General features: G+C 39.4%; 15 protein-coding genes. All 15 read right to left on the bottom strand.

The annotated features are described in order from the left end of the window. Positions 1–70 precede the first annotated feature (70 nt). A complete protein-coding gene (folK, locus tag MY533_RS00475) occupies positions 71–592 on the bottom strand; it encodes a 2-amino-4-hydroxy-6-hydroxymethyldihydropteridine diphosphokinase (RefSeq protein ID WP_248717622.1) in 522 nt (173 codons plus the stop codon). Continuing rightward, positions 592–957, bottom strand: coding sequence for a dihydroneopterin aldolase (folB, locus tag MY533_RS00470; protein ID WP_132364396.1), 366 nt, complete (start codon positions 955–957; stop codon positions 592–594). Before folB ends, folK begins: the two co-directional genes overlap by 1 nt. Then, a complete protein-coding gene (folP, locus tag MY533_RS00465; RefSeq protein WP_248717621.1) occupies positions 957–1,811 on the bottom strand; it encodes a dihydropteroate synthase in 855 nt (284 codons plus the stop codon). The genes folB and folP overlap by 1 nt, the downstream gene beginning before the upstream one ends. Before the next feature lie 13 nt (positions 1,812–1,824). Next, complete coding sequence (pabC, locus tag MY533_RS00460; RefSeq protein WP_248717620.1) at positions 1,825–2,664, bottom strand: aminodeoxychorismate lyase; 840 nt, start codon at positions 2,662–2,664, stop codon at positions 1,825–1,827. Further along, positions 2,665–3,246, bottom strand: a complete 582-nt coding sequence (pabA, locus tag MY533_RS00455; RefSeq protein ID WP_248717619.1) for an aminodeoxychorismate/anthranilate synthase component II — start codon at positions 3,244–3,246, stop codon at positions 2,665–2,667. Beyond that, entirely contained in the window at positions 3,243–4,652 is a 1,410-nt protein-coding gene (gene pabB, locus MY533_RS00450) for an aminodeoxychorismate synthase, component I (protein ID WP_371873280.1), read from the bottom strand. The genes pabA and pabB overlap by 4 nt, the downstream gene beginning before the upstream one ends. 306 nt (positions 4,653–4,958) lie before the next feature. Beyond that, on the bottom strand, positions 4,959–5,888 hold the full coding sequence (cysK, locus tag MY533_RS00445) for a cysteine synthase A (RefSeq protein WP_248717618.1): 930 nt from the start codon (positions 5,886–5,888) through the stop codon (positions 4,959–4,961). 455 nt (positions 5,889–6,343) lie between these two features. Beyond that, positions 6,344–7,315: a peptidyl-prolyl cis-trans isomerase gene (locus MY533_RS00440; RefSeq protein ID WP_248717617.1), complete on the bottom strand. Its 972-nt coding sequence runs from the start codon at positions 7,313–7,315 to the stop codon at positions 6,344–6,346. Continuing rightward, positions 7,299–8,180: an Hsp33 family molecular chaperone HslO gene (gene hslO / locus MY533_RS00435; RefSeq protein ID WP_248717616.1), complete on the bottom strand. Its 882-nt coding sequence runs from the start codon at positions 8,178–8,180 to the stop codon at positions 7,299–7,301. Before hslO ends, MY533_RS00440 begins: the two co-directional genes overlap by 17 nt. Positions 8,181–8,201: 21 nt before the next feature. Beyond that, positions 8,202–8,969: a type III pantothenate kinase gene (locus MY533_RS00430; protein WP_132364372.1), complete on the bottom strand. Its 768-nt coding sequence runs from the start codon at positions 8,967–8,969 to the stop codon at positions 8,202–8,204. Between the two features lie 798 nt (positions 8,970–9,767). Beyond that, entirely contained in the window at positions 9,768–10,601 is an 834-nt protein-coding gene (locus MY533_RS00425) for an aldo/keto reductase (protein WP_248717615.1), read from the bottom strand. Positions 10,602–10,749: 148 nt separating this feature from the next. Beyond that, a complete protein-coding gene (gene ftsH, locus MY533_RS00420) occupies positions 10,750–12,774 on the bottom strand; it encodes an ATP-dependent zinc metalloprotease FtsH (RefSeq protein ID WP_248717614.1) in 2,025 nt (674 codons plus the stop codon). Between the two features lie 448 nt (positions 12,775–13,222). Further along, positions 13,223–13,765: a hypoxanthine phosphoribosyltransferase gene (hpt, locus tag MY533_RS00415; RefSeq protein WP_132364364.1), complete on the bottom strand. Its 543-nt coding sequence runs from the start codon at positions 13,763–13,765 to the stop codon at positions 13,223–13,225. A gap of 64 nt (positions 13,766–13,829) precedes the next feature. After that, complete coding sequence (gene tilS / locus MY533_RS00410) at positions 13,830–15,236, bottom strand: tRNA lysidine(34) synthetase TilS (protein ID WP_248717613.1); 1,407 nt, start codon at positions 15,234–15,236, stop codon at positions 13,830–13,832. A gap of 28 nt (positions 15,237–15,264) precedes the next feature. Next, positions 15,265–17,658: a SpoIIE family protein phosphatase gene (locus tag MY533_RS00405; RefSeq protein ID WP_248717612.1), complete on the bottom strand. Its 2,394-nt coding sequence runs from the start codon at positions 17,656–17,658 to the stop codon at positions 15,265–15,267. Positions 17,659–17,983: the final 325 nt, after the last annotated feature.

The following is a 17,983-nucleotide window of genomic DNA, read 5'->3' as shown; positions in this document are numbered from 1 at the left end:
CGAATTTTGCTTTTGCCTGAAGATGTTAGTCAGCCGATACACCCATTATCTTTGACCATTGGATAGGAACTTAATGAACGGACTGCAAAATTTTCAGCTCTGCTGATGCTCGCCATAAAGTTACGCCTTCCTCTTCACAATTCATCCGTTGCATTATATCATGTGCCCTTTGCAGTTGTTGTCCAACTGGTGCAGGCGTAATTTCTATTAATGGTACTAATACGAAAGCTCGCTCATACATTCTTGGATGCGGAACAATTAAGCTCTCTGTTTCAACATTTTCGTGATTGTAGAGTAGAATGTCAAGGTCTATAATGCGAGGGCCCCATCGAAATTCACGAACACGTCCAAGTTCGCTTTCAACCCATTGGCAAATTTTCAGCATTTCGGAAGATGAGTAACTCGTTTTAATATGAACAGCAATATTTAAAAAATCTGCCTGATCCGTGTAGCCTACAGCAGCTGTTTCATAAACAGATGAAATGTGCACAACTTCAATTTCCTCTTTGCCCTTTAAAAGGGTAACAGCATGTTGTAAGTTTTCAAATCGATCTCCCATATTTGTACCGATCGATAAATACACATCATTCATTAGTAATCACCTCGCGTTATTTCTACCGATACTTCTTTATAATAGCCATGGATCGGTGGATCTGGTTTAATAAGCTCCACGCGAACCCCCTTTACCTTTTCTGAGTATGTTTCTAAAATACTGTTTGCTATTTTCGAGACAAGCGCTTCAATAAGCTTGAACGGCTCTCCTTCTACAATATCACGGCATAACGCATAAACCTCAGCATAGTTCACCGTATGATTTAAGTCATCCGTCTCTCCAGCCTTTGTCATATCTACAGCAAGTGAAACATTGGCTCGGAAGCGTTGGCCAAGTGTTGTTTCCGCCGCTAAAACGCCATGATAGCCGTAAAACTGCATATCCTTTAAATGAATATAGTCCATCATGCTTCCTCCTTATAAATACGCTTACCTACTAAAATATCAGCCATATGTGTAGAGCGTGCCATTTCCTTTACATCATGCACACGAATCATATGGCAGCCTTTTTCAATACCGTAAACAACTGTTGCTCCTGTACCTTCTATACGTTCCTCGACAGGTAGCTTTAAGACATTACCAATCATTGACTTACGTGAAGTCGCTAGCAAAACAGGATAACCCATTGCTACTAAATCCTCTAAATGCTGCATCATTTCAATATTTTGAGCAGTAGTTTTCGCAAAGCCTATGCCTGGATCTAAAATAATATGATTATCTGGTATACCTGCATTCCGAGCAACAGCAATACTCTTCTCTAAGTCAGCCTTTGCCGTCATCCAGAAATCAGTACCATAATTAGTGTTGTCTCGATTATGCATTAAAATAATCGGTACATTTAAATCTGCAGCAACCTGTGCGATCTCGGGTTCAGCTTGCGCTCCCCAAATATCATTAATAATATGGGCACCCGCTTCAATGGCTGCACGAGCTACGTTCGCTTTATACGTATCAACTGATATAACCGCTGGCACTTCAGCTACTAAAGCTTGAATAACTGGTACAATTCGTGCAATCTCATCTTCATCGGAAATACGTTCATAACCAGGGCGTGTTGATTCTCCGCCAACATCAATAATTTTAGCGCCATCAGCTACCATTTTTTTCGCTTGAGCAACGGCAGCTTCAACGTTATTGTACTTCCCTCCATCTGAAAATGAATCTGGTGTGACATTTAAAATACCCATCACAAAAGTTTCTGCTGTATAGTCTAACGTGATCCCGTTAATCGTTAATGGTGTTGTATATTTTTCAAGCATGTTAACTCTCCTCTTATTCTTGTTCCACTTCATTGACAAATACTGCATGTAAACGCGAATAAACAGGCCCTTTATTGCCTAATAACTGCGTGCTCTCTAATTTAGAAATTGGAACAAGCTCTTGTATAGAGTTAGTAATAAAGCACTCTGAACTTTGCTCTACATCCTCTTTAGTAAAGAAGCCTTCTTTTACCTCAATCCCTAAAGATTGTGCTCGCTCAATTACCCACGCTCGGATAATTCCAGGTAAAATGCCAGTCTCTAAAGAAGGCGTATATAGTATATCATCTTTCACCCAAAAGATATTTGATGTTACACCTTCAGCAACAAAGCCATTTTCCGTTAAAAAGAAGCCCTCTTGTTGCGCCAAAGATGGCATCTCAAAACGTCCAAGAACGTTATTGCCGTAATGGTGCGATTTCACTCGAAGCCCTTTTTCAGGAGTATTACGCGGTGTCACAAGCCACTGTGCGTTTTTTTCCATACCTCGAGGTGTATCATGTAATTCTTTGCGAAAAACAATAACATTCGGTTGTCTATAGTCAGTAGGCTGCAATCCGATACTATGTTCTCCAGCTGAGACATTTATACGGAAATACCCGTCTTGTCCATTGGCCTGTTCATTTAATTGCTGAACAACCTTTAATAAATCCTCTTCCGTATACGGCATATGAATACGATATTGAGAAAGCGCGGTTTGCAACCTTTCCATATGTGCTTCCCAGTAAAACACTTTGTCCTTATACGTTCGAAACGTTTCAAAAAAGCCTAACCCGTATAAAAATCCATGATCAAATGGTGAAATACGCAAATCCTGCGCCACTATATAGTCTCCATTCATCCAGCACAGCATTTACTTCGCTCCCCCAACATACAAATCTATAAACTGGCGTAGAAGCTCTTTACCTCGCTCCGTCATAATCGATTCAGGATGGTATTGTACTCCCTCAATGGGATAGTCCTTATGGCGAATGCCCATAATTTCGCCTTCCTCTGTCCATGCCGTCACTTCAAAACATGCCGGTAACGTTTCCCTTTCTACAATTAAGGAGTGGTAACGAGTAGCTGCAAATGGATTTGGCATCCCCTTATGCAAACCTATTTCAGCATGTAGCACAGGTGACGTTTTACCATGCATCAAACGTTCAGCTCGTATAACATTCCCTCCGAATACTTGAGCAATGGCTTGATGGCCAAGGCAAACGCCTAAAATCGGAATATTTCCCGCGAAATACTTAATAATGTTCAGGCTTTCACCCGCTTCATTCGGGCTACATGGCCCCGGAGAAATAACAATCATATCTGGTGTAAGCTGCTCAATATCTTTCACCGTTAATACATCGTTTCTTTTGACCACTAATTCATGTCCAAATTCCCCAAAATATTGTACAAGGTTATACGTAAAAGAATCGTAGTTATCAATCATTAAAATCATTTTGCTCGCCCCTCTGCCATTGCCTTTGCCTGCCACATCGCCTTCGCTTTATTTAAGGATTCTTGATATTCTCTCTCCGGAACAGAATCAATAACAATGCCTGCTCCTGCCTGAATATGTGCTACTCCATCTTTAATAAATGCTGTACGAATAACGATATTAAATTCCATATCACCTGTAAAACCTAGCCAGCCAATTGAACCCGTATATAACCCTCGTCTTACAGGTTCTAATTCTTCAATAATCTCCATCGTACGAATTTTAGGTGCACCAGTTATTGTCCCTCCTGGGAACATGGCACGGATAACGTCTGCATTGGTTTTTCCCTCAGCTATTTCTCCTCGTACATTGGAAACAATATGCATCACGTGTGAATAGCGTTCAATCACCATGAACTCATCTACTTCAACAGTCCCATATGTAGATACTCTCCCTAAATCATTACGCTCTAAATCAACAAGCATTACATGTTCAGCACGTTCCTTATCGTTATCTATCAATTCCTGCGCTAACGCTAAATCCTCAGCCTCGGATTTTCCTCTTGGACGTGTACCAGCGATTGGTCGAGTAGACAACTCATTACCGTGACGCTTCACCAAAAGCTCAGGTGAACCTGAAACAACTGCAAAATTCGGTGCTTCTATATAAGCCATATAAGGTGAAGGATTAAATGCACGTAATGCTTCATATACATCCATTGCAGTTGCGTTTAATTTTTTGGATTGACGTACCGACAAATTCACTTGAAATACATCGCCTTGCGCTATGTATGTTTGAATTTTACTTACTGCTTCCTCAAAGGCAGTCCCCGCAAATGATACTAACAATTCACTTTCGTCATTTACTATTTCGACAGCGCTTGTTTTTTCAAATTTCCGTGTAAGCAATCCTTCTTGTGCTGCCCCTTGCCACACATTAGCCCATTCTTCCAAATCTACATGGCAATCAGCTAGCTTCATAAGCGTTACTTTATTTGTTTTCACATCATGTACTGCCCAGCAATCAAAAATATAAAAATAAATATCTGGTATATGTAAATCATCTACAGCAGTATGAGGTAACACTTCAATTTTACGAGCGTAATCGTATGCTACAAACCCAATAGCCCCACCTTGAAAAACAGGAAGCTCAGAATTATATGCAATGTGATAGTTCTCTACTAATTTCTCTAACAAAGCAAGAGGTTCACCGTTTAAATTTTCAGTCTCACCATTTCTCCAATTTACAAGTAAACCGTTCTCGATCGATTGTGCTGTAGCTAGTGGATTCCAAGCAGCTATTGTAAAATTTCCTCCACGTCCACTTTCTAAAAATATATGTGCTTGTTCTGCTTCTGTTTGCTTCTTATAACTATAAAAAAACGAGTCTGCATCCATCGATATTGTTTTCGTCAGTATTGTCTTCAAATCGCTATTCCCCTTTAAGTCATATGATGTGATTCCATCTTAACTTGAATATTGCTTGGAAGCGAATATTTTTCAGGTAGCCACTTAAAATTTAATTACCGAATGTTTCTACATCCGATCGGTGATAACCAAATATGCTAAAGCGCCTATTTACATCCGAAAAAAAGTTGGAGAACCGAAGGAACATTACGCACTCCACCTCTTTGCAAACGAAACATCTAATCCACAATTTGAAAATAGAATTAGATTCTTTAACAAATAAAAAAGACTCCTCGTTTAAGGAGCCTTAACGTTCAAATAATTGGATTAGTCTTCAAATTGATATAAAGGTGTTGATAAATAACGTTCCCCATTAGAAGGTACGATCGCAAGAACATTTGAGCCCTTACCTAAACGTTTTGCGGCTTCAATCGCAACATGAATAGCTGCACCTGATGAAATACCGCATAAGATACCTTCTTCACGCGCTACTTTACGAGCTACCTCGAAAGCAATTTCATTTTCCACAGGGAATACAGAAGAATACACATCTGTATCTAACACTTCAGGTACGAAGCCAGCCCCGATACCTTGAATTTTATGAGGCCCTGGTTGGCCGCCAGAAAGTACTGGTGAATCTTTTGGTTCAACAGCAATAATTTCAATCTCTGGATACTGCTCTTTTAGCACAGCACCCGCACCCGTAATTGTACCACCTGTACCAACACCAGCAACAAATGCATCTAATTTTAAACCTTCAAATGCTTCTACAATTTCAGGACCTGTTGTTAAACGGTGAACAACTGCATTAGCTGGGTTCGTGAATTGTTGTGGTAAGAAGTAGCCATGCTCAGCAGCTAATTCCTCCGCCTTAGAAATCGCACCTTTCATACCTGCTGGCCCAGGTGTTAATACAAGCTCTGCACCATATGCACGTAATAAGTTACGACGCTCTAAGCTCATTGTTTCCGGCATTACTAAAATCGCTTTATAGCCCTTAGCCGCAGCAATCATCGCTAGACCAATACCCGTGTTACCAGAAGTAGGTTCAATAATTGTACCACCAGGCTTTAATGTACCGTCTTTTTCTGCCGCTTCAATCATCGCTAAAGCTAAACGGTCTTTCACTGAGCTACCTGGGTTAAAATATTCTAATTTTACATAAACTGTACCTTCGTTTTCACCTGTTGCATGATTTAATTTAACAATTGGCGTTTTACCTACTAATTCAGCTACCGAGTTTGCTAATCTACTCATTTATCAATCCACTCCTAATCCCTACTAATTTTATAGGTTTTACTTATTTTTGATTTTATCAATTTTTCCATTCGATTGTCAATAAATATAACTTATATTTTCAGAATATTTATTGCTTCACCTACGTCAAAGGTTATTGGCTAATATTGACGCATGAAGGGAAACAAAAATCTGCTCAATATCCCGGAGTGGCCATTACTCTGTTGACGCTAAACGTCTGCAGGGTTTCCCTGGCTCACTTTTCCCGCAGATATCTTGCAGATTCTTGAACTTCTTTCAGCACATATATTATGGAGCGAAAGCGAAGCAACAAATACAGAAGTCTCCCACCTCTATAGATGGTGAGCTGAAAGAAGTTAAAGCCTTCGGCGCATGTCACGGAATCGGTGCAAACACAAAGCCGATTCCGGACGAATTATGCCGAGGCATAGTTGATACTCATTCAGAGCAATCTGTTATTTACCTTTTTTCGCTTCTCCGTAATACCAAGTCGCATTGAATTCAGACCAGAATGATTCCGGTGTAACATGTTGTGGCAATTGTTCTAACGCAAGCTCACGTTCAATATGTTCTTTCACATCGTCATATGTAAAGGATTGTCCTTCTGTTATCTCTTGAACTTGTACAATTCCGTAATGACCGTTAGCAAGCTTAAATGCTTTACTAACCTCATCTGCTTTTAAAACCTTCACTGCTTTTAAAATGGCAGGATCAACGTTTTCCTGTTTTTCTGTGAGGAAACCAATATCTCCGCCTAAGCTAGCCGAAGCACTGTCTACCGAAACCTCACGTGCTAGCACCGAAAAATCAGCGGGAGCTTTTATTTCACTTAATGCTTCCTCAGCTGCTTTTTTTGAATTCACTTCTATAAAATTCGTACGATAACTTGTTTTCGTGTTGTACAGTGCCTGATTTTCCTCATAATATTTTTCAATACTACCTTCTTTTATAACCACATCTTTTGTCAGTACTTTATCTAATATAAGCTGTGAGCGAATTTTTTGTCGCAGTTGCTCTGATGAAAGGTTTTGCATTGCAGTATCAAATTTATCTTGGGCAGAACGCATTAAGGCTAACTCTAAATCAATCTCTTTATCCGTTACTTTTATGTTAAACTTTTCAGCTGCTTTTTCCATCACTGATTCATTCACTAAATTTTGTAGCGTCTCTTTACCATAGCGTTCTTCCATGGCAACCATCCACTTTTGACGTGTAATAATTTCCCCATCAACGGCAGCGACTTGCTCGTCGCTACCAATTTCCTGGTCTTTATTAGGAATGAGCCAAGCTATAAACCACAAAATATTTCCTAATAATAAGATTGCCATAACTGTTAATGCAGGTTTTGTCTTCAGACGACGTTGCAATAAGGGCGTTTGGTTGGGTGTTTTAGCGGATAAAGGCCGTCGATTACGCGTTGAGCTCATCGATGAATCCTTCTAACTCTTCTTTTGAGAAGTGGTATGTTTCTAAACAGAAGTGACATTGTGCTTCTGCTTCGCCATCCTCTTTTATCATTTCTCGAATCTCGTGTGTCCCTAACCCTAAAATCGCTGTACCAAATCGCTCTTTTGAACATTGACATTTAAATTCTACCGGCATGGAATCTAAAATTTGCAGATGACCGTTTCCTAATACCGCTTCTAAAATTTGCTCTGGTGTAAAACCTTTTTCAATCATTTTTGAAACAGGCTCTATAGAAGCAAGATGCTGCTCAATTTCGTCAATTGTTTCTTCTTCACAGCCTGGCATTAATTGAAGGATAAACCCACCAGCCGCTAGAATTGTGTTATCAGGATTTACTAAAACCCCTAATCCAACTGATGAAGGTACTTGCTCTGATGTAGCGAAATAGTAAGTAAAGTCCTCTGCAATTTCACCCGATACAATTGGCGTTTGTCCAGAGAACATGTCTCTCAAACCAAGATCTTTTACAACTGTTAATGAGCCCTCTGTCCCAACACCTGCCCGAACATCAAGCTTGCCGTGCTCGTTTAAATCGAAATGAACGTGGGGATTTGTTACAAAACCACGTACTTCACCGTGCGCGTTACTGTCAATTACCATCGGACCGATTGGACCGTTCCCCTCAATTTTCACAGTGATTTTTTCTTCACCTTTTAACATAGCACCCATCATCACCGCAGCAGTCATAGAACGACCAAGGGCTGCCGACACAACAGGCCATGTATTATGACGACGTTGCGCTTCTCCTATAGTTGTTGTCGTACAAGCTGCAAAAACACGTACCTGTCCGTTGAACCCTAAACCTCGTACTAAATAATCTTTCATAAATGAAATGTCCCTCATTTCTTATTGATTGCGTTTATATAGCTTATATAAGCCTTTTAATGTTAAAAACGGATCGACTACATCAATAGCTTGCGTCTCACCAGCAATTAAATTTGCTAATCCTCCAGTAGCAATTACTAAAGGCTCTTCCTTACTTTGTGCTTTCATGCGATTAACAATTCCCTCAACTTGCCCAACGAAGCCATAAAATATCCCGGCCTGCATCGCAGATACGGTTGTCTTTCCAACAATATGTGTAGAGCGCAATATTTCAATACGTGGCAATCTAGCTGCCTGTGTATAAAGCGCCTCCGTTGAAATCGAAATACCCGGAGCGATAGCACCGCCCATATAATCGCCCTTTTCGTTTAAGTAACAATATGTTGTAGCAGTTCCAAAATCAACAATAATCAGTGGTGCTTTATAAACATCAAGAGCTGCAATAGCGTTCACTATGCGGTCTGAGCCAACTTCACGCGGGTTTTCATATTTAATATTTAGTCCTGTTTTCACACCCGGTCCTACAACGAGCGGTTTTTTACGAAAATACTTTTGACACATCGTTTCTAACGAAAACATTATTGGTGGTACAACAGAGGATATAATAATGCCTGTAACCTGTTCAAATGAAATGCCTGCATGATGAAAGAAAGATAATACTTGCATTGCATATTCATCTTCTGTTTTATGAAGGTCAGTCACCATACGCCAATGGAAGGCCAATTGATCGTTGTCATCATAGACACCTAATACGATATTCGAATTTCCTGCATCTAAAACTAAAATCATGGTTGATGCCTCCTATTTATTGCCCTTCATCGTAATTGTACCTGTCACTATACGATTGATACAACTAAAACAATGCATACTCATGCATAAAAAATTAAGATCAATTATCCCTTGACATGCTTGCGTCCGGAATGGAATTTGCGCTACACAAAAAAGTTAAAACACTTTAGAAAATGATACCACACTTTTATTACTATGAAATAACATTCATCTCACTCCAAAAAGGAGCCACCCTCATATTAGGTAGCTCTTTCAAATTAAATCTCATATTAAAACGTGAAGTTGATTTCCGTTCCAGGCTACTCGCTTTCCTGTGGGCGAGCGTCGAGCCGCTTCTTCCGCTTGCGCTCCGTGCAGGGTCTCGCCTGTCTCGCTTTCCCACGGGAGTCGAGTAGCCTTCCACTCCAATCAGCGATAGTGTAAATTTTTATAAATCTTATTCATTTCAAAAGTGTATAATATTGCGACTTATAACAGAGAAGAAATTGTTCAACTGTTATTGCTAACGCTTCGCTTTACGCACAGATAAACAATATTGCTGAAGTTTCGTTTTATAACTATAAATTAGGCCATGCCAGAAAATACACCTTTGTGAATTGGTTGATTGAAGTGGAGACTGGGCGACTCCTTGGGGGTCAGATCACATCGCGAGTGAAGCGGCTCATCGGACGCCCCCCGCTCTGCGCGAAAGCGAAGCGTCAGCTACAAAGCGCCCAGCCGGAACGGAAATCAACCCCTCGTTTTGCCGAAGAACCATACAAAAGGGAGCCACCCTCAAATTAGGTAGCTCCTTTCAAATTATTTAAAATTAAATTTTTCTGGGTCTGGTCCGCAACGTAAGCCATCATTTAGTGCATCTAACTGAGCCATTTCTTCCTCTGTTAACGCAAAGTCAAAGACCGTTAGATTTTCAGTCATTCGTGCAGGAGTCATTGTTTTTGGAATTGTGACTACACCATGCTGCACATCATAGCGTAAAACGATTTGTGCAGGTGTTTTGCCATATTTAGAAGCTAGCTGCTGAATCAATGATTCTTCCAATAAAGAACCATTCATTAGCGGCGACCACGCTTCTACTTGTATTCCTTTTTCCTTACAATATGCACGAACTTCCTCTTGAGTTAAGTGAGGATGGAATTCAATTTGATTAATTACAGGAACAACTGATGTTTCCTTTAATAAATTTTCTAAATGTTGAACATGGAAGTTACTAACGCCAATTGAGCGTACACGTCCATCCTGATAGATTTTTTCAAGCGCTTTATAAACATTAATATAATTTGTATCTATTCCCGGCCAATGAACTAAATATAAATCTAAATAATCTAGTCCTAATTTCTCTAAACTACTATCATAAGCTGCAAGTGTTTCTTCATAGGAGAGTCCATCATTCCAAACCTTTGATGTTACGAATAGTTCTTCACGTGTTACTAAGCCCTCATCAATCGCTGCGCGAATTCCTCGCCCAACACTTTCTTCATTGCGATATACTTGAGCTGTATCAATGCTACGGTAACCTTTTACAATAGCTGTTTTTACTGCCTCCGCCAAGTCATCCCCTTCAGGTACTCGAAAAACGCCATAGCCGATTAACGGCATCTCTAAACCATTATTCAATGTTACGTTTCCCATGTTTCAACACTCCTATCTATTTTGTCCTTAAAACATTAAAGAATCTATATTTCGCAGTTGCGTAATATAGATTCCATCGTAATACCTATTACCGAAAAAAGGCAAAGAAAAAGACTGTTTACTAAAATCGTAAACAGTCTTTCTCATATTAATCACGCTTTTCGTCGATACCTTTTGGTGTATCATTCGATTCTCTACCTTCTTTAGGTAAATCAGCTGTTGTTGGATCTGGCTCATTGCTAAGCAATTCTTTTTTAATTGCCTGTTCACCAACTACATCTAATATTGGTTGAACTTCAGCTTTAGGCGCTTTTTCCACAACCGTTTCTACCTCTGGTTCAGGTAAGACACCGTGATCTCGTAAATGCTCGATTTCTTGCGCATTCAATGTTTCTTTTTGCATTAATGTGTTAGCAATTAAATCAAGTAAATGACGTTTTTCAGTTAGGATTCGTTTAGTACGCTCATATTGTGAATCGATAATTTTTTGCATTTCCTTATCAATTTCATAAGCGATTGAATCAGAGTAGTTTTGATCTGAATTAAAGTCACGTCCAAGGAATACATTCCCACCCTGACTTGAACCAAACTGCATTGCTCCAAGATTTTCACTCATACCATATTCAGTGACCATAGCACGCGCAATACTTGTTACCTTTTGGAAGTCATTATGTGCCCCAGTAGATACTTCGCCAAGTACGATTTCCTCTGCAACACGACCACCAAGTAGGCCTGCAATACGGTCTAATAGTTCTTGTTTTGTTGTGAAGAAACGTTCTTCCTTCGGTAACATAATCGCGTAACCTCCAGCTTGGCCACGAGGGACGATTGTTACTTTGTGTACTGTATCTGCTTCATCCAGCTCCAGGCCTACAACTACGTGGCCGGCTTCATGGAAGGATACAAGTTTCTTCTCTTTCGCTGAGTAAACACGGCTAGCTTTTGCTGGACCTGCAATTACTCGGTCAGATGCCTCATCGATATCTGCCATATTAATTGTACGTTTACTTTTACGAGCCGCCACAAGTGCAGCTTCATTTAACAAGTTCTCTAAGTCAGCGCCTGAGAAACCTGGTGTACGTTGTGCAACAGCTGCTAAATCTACTGTATCTGATAAAGGCTTGTTACGCGCATGTACTTTTAGAATTGCTTCACGACCTTTTACATCAGGATGTCCTACTGTAATTTGACGGTCAAATCGACCAGGACGTAATAACGCTTTATCTAAAATATCTGGGCGGTTTGTTGCAGCGATAATAATAATACCTTCGTTTGCTCCGAAACCATCCATTTCAACAAGTAATTGGTTCAATGTTTGTTCGCGCTCGTCATGGCCACCACCAAGACCTGCGCCACGTTGACGACCTACTGCATCAATCTCATCGATAAAGATGATACAAGGTGCATTTTTCTTTGCATTTTCGAATAAGTCACGCACACGTGATGCACCGACACCGACAAACATTTCTACGAAGTCAGAACCTGAAATCGAGAAGAATGGTACGCCTGCCTCACCTGCTACCGCTCGTGCAAGTAATGTTTTACCTGTACCAGGAGGACCTACAAGTAAGATACCCTTTGGAATTCGGGCACCAATTTCAGTAAATTTACGGTGATCCTTTAAGAAGTCAACAACCTCTACAAGCTCTGCTTTCTCTTCATCAGCACCCGCTACATCTGTAAAACGAACTTTTTTCTTCTGATCGTCATAAAGTTTGGCTTTACTTTTACCAAAGCTCATCACTTTATTACCGCCACCTTGAGATTGACTCATTAGGAAGAAGAATAAGAAAATGATAATGATGAAAGGAATAATCCCTGTAAAGAACTGAATCCATCCACTTGTTTCTGGCGCTGTTAAATATTTAATATTACTATTCTTATCCTTAGCAGCCTCATCGATGCGGTTCAATAAAGATTGGTTATCACGAGGGATATTCGCTGTAAAGCTTTGACCCTTCTCATACCCCTTCATCGTACCCTCAACGATGTATACTGATTTATCAGGTTGAATTGTAGCACTTGTTATTTCTTTCTTATCTAGAGCATCTTGAAACTCAGAATAAGTTAACTCTTTCGTTGGCGCATTTCCCCCATTGAAAGTACCAAATATACCGATAATCACTAAGAAAATCAGTAAATAGAATATGGTATATCGAAATATTCGATTCATCTCCAGCCTCCTCATTACAAACAGAAAAATTATAAGTAAAATCTTAACATATCATGATTTCATCATACAACGAAAAGCCCTACATAAAAAAAGTTTCGTCCCATTTTTGTCGAAATCGAAAAATATTTATGCATTTATCAAGTATGTTCCAGCGTAGTTGTATCTAACAATGTACCTAAATTTTTGAATTACGATCAATTATGCCTCGTGCCACAGGACTTGATGGATATTTGGACACCCGCTGAAAAGTGACTTAAAACCGCATTCATCTCATCACCTATAAGGGCGGGAGACTTCTGTACCTGTCGCTGCGCTTTCGGTACTGAAAACATTTGTAGCTGACACTTTGCTTTCTTTGCTGAATGAAGTTAAAAAATAAAAATCTATGACCTTCGCTGGAGGCTCTTACTTTTCATAGCTGGTGTTCTTTCGTTAATTTCTTACTTGATTAGAAAGAATAAACTGCCGGCTTTAAAATGCCAATGTACGGTAAATTACGGTACTTTTCTGCGTAGTCTAAACCATACCCTACAACAAAGCCATCTGGCACTTCAAAACCAACATAATCAGCACCTAAGTCTACTTTACGACCTGATGGTTTATCTAATAATGTAACAATTTTAATGGATTTTGCTTTGCGGTATTTAAATAAGTCTACTAAATAGCTTAACGTTAAGCCGCTATCAATAATATCCTCGATGATTAATACATCACGTCCCTCAACGCTCGTATTTAAATCTTTTAAAATTTTAACTTCCCCTGATGAAACTGTAGCATTGCCATAGCTAGAAACATCCATAAAATCTAGCTCAATGAAAGAATCGAAACGTTTCATTAAGTCTGTCATAAAAGGCATTGCCCCTTTTAAAACACCAACAGCTAACGGGAATGAATCTTTGTATTCCTCTGTCAATTGTGCCCCTAACTCAGCGATTCTTTCTTGTAATTGTTCTTCTGTAATCATAACTTTTTCGATGTCATTTTGTAACATAGCGATTCCTCCTCGTGTGTATAAAAAAATGTTCAACCATTAGCGGTGAAATTTTACAAAGACCTTAGTCTACGATGAGCACTGTATCATCGTTTGGTTGCGGAGAGGTTGAAAAAAACATTCCCATACGCACACCAATTACCGCTACGACCTCATCAGATTGAGAAATCAGTAACGGCCAGCTATTTCGCTCATTTAAAGGAATCTTTTCATCTATAAAAAGGCGGGATAAGCGTTTAGGCTGACCCATTCCTTTTAACAGTATTCTGTCCCCTTCCTTACGCGCCCTAACATAGAGTGGAAGTTTGAGTTTGCTAGCGTTAAAATAAAAAAGTTGTGCAGTATCCGTCAGCATTTCAGACGATAAATCAGGCAACTCGACTACGCATAAACGTTCACCATTCGTCAGTGTTGTCCACCCATTAGCAGTCGAAATAATCTTTTTCTCAGGAGAAGCGTGACCTTCTAATGGCTCTTTCTTCTGAATCGTTAATTTTCCGTAACGGCGAACTGCTATAAAATCTTCTGGCAAGTGAACTTCAGCATACCCTGCTGTCGTATCACAAAGCTTTAAAATTGAAGTCAATAAAGCATAACTTTGTATCGTATTTGAATCTTTGTAAAGATAGTTTAATAGTATTAAAATGAGCCTCCTTTGTAAAGCAAGTGGTACCAATTGAAGAGCCTTAATTTCCATGCTATATGTATTTCCGTCTTTTCTTTTTACTATTCTAGAAAATACATCCTCCGCTAATGTCATTAAATAGGCATCGTCTTCTTGCAATAGTTTTGTAAAATGGGTTACCTGCTCTGTTACCCTTGGGTTTTCTGCCTCCAACAAAGGTACCACATGATGTCTAAAACGATTGCGTACATAGGTATCCTTAGCATTGCTAGCGTCTTCCCGATAATCTAAACCTTGCTTAAGTAAATATTCCCTTATTTCTAACTTTGTAACCGTTAAAAACGGACGAATTAATGTTTTCCCTTCAAAAATACGTTGTGAACGTATACCTTGCATACCATTTATCGTTGCATTTTTTGTCAGGGCCATTAATACTGACTCCAGTTGGTCGTCCGCATGATGTGCAGTTACAAGCTTGCTAGCATTCGTTTTTTCAATAACCTCTTTAAAATATCGATACCGCTCTCTACGACAAATAAGCTGTGTATTGCCATTTTCTGAAGCCATAATCTCTGGTATTGGAATTGCCTTTGCATATAAGTATACACCATTCTTATCACAATATTTCTGGACAAAAGTTCTGTCCTCAGCAGATGCTTCACCTCTTAGCATATGATCAACATGTATGGCTTCTATCGTAATTCCCCACTGCTCTTTTGTTTTGACAAAATAATGGAGCAGAGCCATTGAATCCACTCCACCCGAAACGGCGATGAGAAGATGGTCGTCTTGCTGCAATAATTGCTCTTCTTCGATAAATTTTTTGACCTTTAATTCAAGTGACAAACGCTTCTCCTCCCCTTTTCGTTCTCTTTTATGATGAACTGCTCATAGAGTGTTGAACTGGCTTAAATACAGCCCACGTAGGTACAACATGCGTAACTTCTAGCATTAATACGGTGCAATCGTCTTCAATAGCATAGTAAGCTTGGAAAGATTGCATAATCGTAGTTAGTTTTTCCTGGATGGTTTTAGTAGTGCCAGCCACTTGCTGTGCATACGCTAAAAATAGCTCTTCCTGCTCGTCCCAATCATCAACACTAGAAAATAATCCATCAGAATGCATTAATATTACATCGCCAGCTTTAAGCTTTCTTTTTTCAGCCTCGACTGCTGAAATGGATAAAAAACCTACAGGCGCTGCATTACTTTCTACCTTCAGCACTTCTTTTCCACGTAAAATATACGTAGACATACCCCCAGCCTTCCACGACCATAAATCTCCGTGTTGCAAATCGACAAGTGCAAAATCAAGCGTTGCATACATATCGTCTTGTTGCTTTAAGGACATGACATAATGCAACGTATGCATCGCAGTCTCTGGGTTCATATTGTAATTTAAACATTCTCGCATTAAGTGTATTAACTTTCTACTCTCATGCTGTGCTTCTTTACTCTGCCCCATACCATCTGACAATAAAATTGCAAATAGTCCTGGATGTAATTGAAATAATGCATGGGAATCACCGGAATATAACGTCGCATCTTTAGACATGCTGTATATATCATACTCTACTTCAAAGCTAATAGCTGATCTAAAGCTTACTTGAATGTGACGAAATGGTATATCGCTTGCTACTACTTTTTCAATTTCAAATGGTTCTTCAAAAATATCATATAAAATCGGCAATATCATCCGCTCAGCTACTGTTGTGTCTTCCTCCCAATTGACTCGTGCTGGTGCTAAAGCGCAGACAATTTTTCGTGCTCCAGGCTTATTACTAAGCACATCTAGTTGAAAACATTCAATATGAGCATCTTTTAATCGTTGCGTAATGTCCTTCTCCACACTAACGAATGAAATCGTTTCTTCTTTCATCTCCGCTATTAACTGATTTAGGTGATTGCTCATATCACGTAGCTGAAGCGCTATCATTTTCTTACCATGAAAATACTGACCATTAATGCGCTCTCGATACAGCTCCGTTTCCAATTCCTCGAAAATTTTCGTTGATTTCACACATTTATAGCGTATTTGTTCTTCGACACGATGAATACCAGAATCCTTGCCAACACCTTTCATATGAAACCAGTCTGTCATAAGCTTGTCCATTCCATTACTTTGCGCTCCCCAACAACGATCATAGCGGAAACAGCTTAAGCAAGTATTCATTGGCGACACTTCCTTCGCCTCTTCTATAGGGGTTGTCATAAAACGCTCAAACACAAGCTCCTTCATAAATTGTACAAAATGTTGAAAATGCTCTAATTTAAACGTAACATGCTCCGTTAACCAATTTTGACGAGCGAGTAGGATCTCCTCACGCTGTGGAAACAGCTTGTCCCGCACCTTTTCGGAATATTTACTAGGGATAGTTATAAAAACGATACTCCCCACAACAATCGATGTAAAATAAACGCTATCTAACGGCAATGTTGCATCGTAAAATAAAAAAAATACACTTGGCAAAATGCTGCCAATTGCTACACCGAATCGTCCAACACGAGCCCCCATCCCGGCACACAATCCTGTTAAGGTGGCTACAGACAGCATACCCGTAAATGAAAGTTTTGCAACCCCAATGAGAGTCCCGAGCACGGCTCCGATAACCGTCGCTAATGGTACACTTCCTACTAATGCACCGAAGCAAATGAATAGTTGTAATAAAAAAATGGGGAGTGAAAAATAGCTTATAACAATTGCTTGCATCCCTGTAAGCATAGCAGCAAATACAACTAATCCAGAGCCTAGCTTCTCATAAGTCCAATGACTCGTAAACCATTCATGAGAATTAACAAACAACACTTGCATAAACAACGTCATAATAAGAGCTAAAGCTGCTTCACAGCCTACATAAAATTGCACAAGCACCGGGGGTAAACCTTGATACATAACTCCCTGCCACATTATTTGCACAAGTAGTACCGCTAAAGATACTGCTATACTTTGTGGTAGCTGCCAATAACGGAAGCGCATAATACATTCATACAAGACGATCTGCAATGCTAAAATGAAGACTTGTCCAAAACCGAGGAAAAAACACCCTATTAAACCACCGAACAAAACATATTTGGCATATTCTTTATATTTTGTTCGAATAATTGCCCAAAAAGGAACTGAGAAAGGTACGGCCGCTTCAAATACCACAGACTGAGCTAAAAAGAAGGATGTTAAAAAAAATAAAGAGCCTATTAACAATTGCCTTTTTCTCACTCCTAATTTCTGTTTGTCTACATTTGCCGTGTTATACCATTCAATACTCGTCATTTCACTATCCCCTTTCTGCACGTTTGGAGCTATTATAAGAAATTATGTATGGAAAGATTGTCTGAAGGTGACAGAAAAAAATATAAACATTTCGACGAATACATATGCATAAATACGAGAAATGGCAACAATATCTACAAAGACGATAAGCTACACACCAATATAAACATCACTTTCCATAAAATTTGTTTAAAAATTACGAAAATTACATAACCCAGTACCACCTTCGCTACATAAAAAAACGTTGCAAATTTTTATATGAGAGTTCTAATGTCTTTTTCATTGATCGATACTCCCAATTTCATCACAATACTAAATCAACAAT

Origin of the sequence: Lysinibacillus sp. Ag94, assembly GCF_023242215.1 — a bacterium.
Lineage (GTDB): Bacteria > Bacillota > Bacilli > Bacillales_A > Planococcaceae > Lysinibacillus.
Note: the sequence above shows the minus strand (reverse complement) of the source record. Positions and strands in the feature narration are given on the sequence as shown.

What these genes read in the sequence shown, in the direction of transcription:
- cysK (WP_248717618.1), bottom strand. Translation starts at nt 5,888, where the DNA reads ATGAGTAGATTAGCAAACTCGGTAGCTGAATTAGTAGGTAAAACGCCA.
- MY533_RS00440 (WP_248717617.1), bottom strand. Translation starts at nt 7,315, where the DNA reads ATGAGCTCAACGCGTAATCGACGGCCTTTATCCGCTAAAACACCCAAC.
- pabC (WP_248717620.1), bottom strand. Translation starts at nt 2,664, where the DNA reads ATGCTGTGCTGGATGAATGGAGACTATATAGTGGCGCAGGATTTGCGT.
- MY533_RS00405 (WP_248717612.1), bottom strand. Translation starts at nt 17,658, where the DNA reads ATGACGAGTATTGAATGGTATAACACGGCAAATGTAGACAAACAGAAA.
- hslO (WP_248717616.1), bottom strand. Translation starts at nt 8,180, where the DNA reads ATGAAAGATTATTTAGTACGAGGTTTAGGGTTCAACGGACAGGTACGT.
- pabA (WP_248717619.1), bottom strand. Translation starts at nt 3,246, where the DNA reads ATGATTTTAATGATTGATAACTACGATTCTTTTACGTATAACCTTGTA.
- folP (WP_248717621.1), bottom strand. Translation starts at nt 1,811, where the DNA reads ATGCTTGAAAAATATACAACACCATTAACGATTAACGGGATCACGTTA.
- folB (WP_132364396.1), bottom strand. Translation starts at nt 957, where the DNA reads ATGGACTATATTCATTTAAAGGATATGCAGTTTTACGGCTATCATGGC.
- ftsH (WP_248717614.1), bottom strand. Translation starts at nt 12,774, where the DNA reads ATGAATCGAATATTTCGATATACCATATTCTATTTACTGATTTTCTTA.
- MY533_RS00430 (WP_132364372.1), bottom strand. Translation starts at nt 8,969, where the DNA reads ATGATTTTAGTTTTAGATGCAGGAAATTCGAATATCGTATTAGGTGTC.
- hpt (WP_132364364.1), bottom strand. Translation starts at nt 13,765, where the DNA reads ATGTTACAAAATGACATCGAAAAAGTTATGATTACAGAAGAACAATTA.
- folK (WP_248717622.1), bottom strand. Translation starts at nt 592, where the DNA reads ATGAATGATGTGTATTTATCGATCGGTACAAATATGGGAGATCGATTT.
- MY533_RS00425 (WP_248717615.1), bottom strand. Translation starts at nt 10,601, where the DNA reads ATGGGAAACGTAACATTGAATAATGGTTTAGAGATGCCGTTAATCGGC.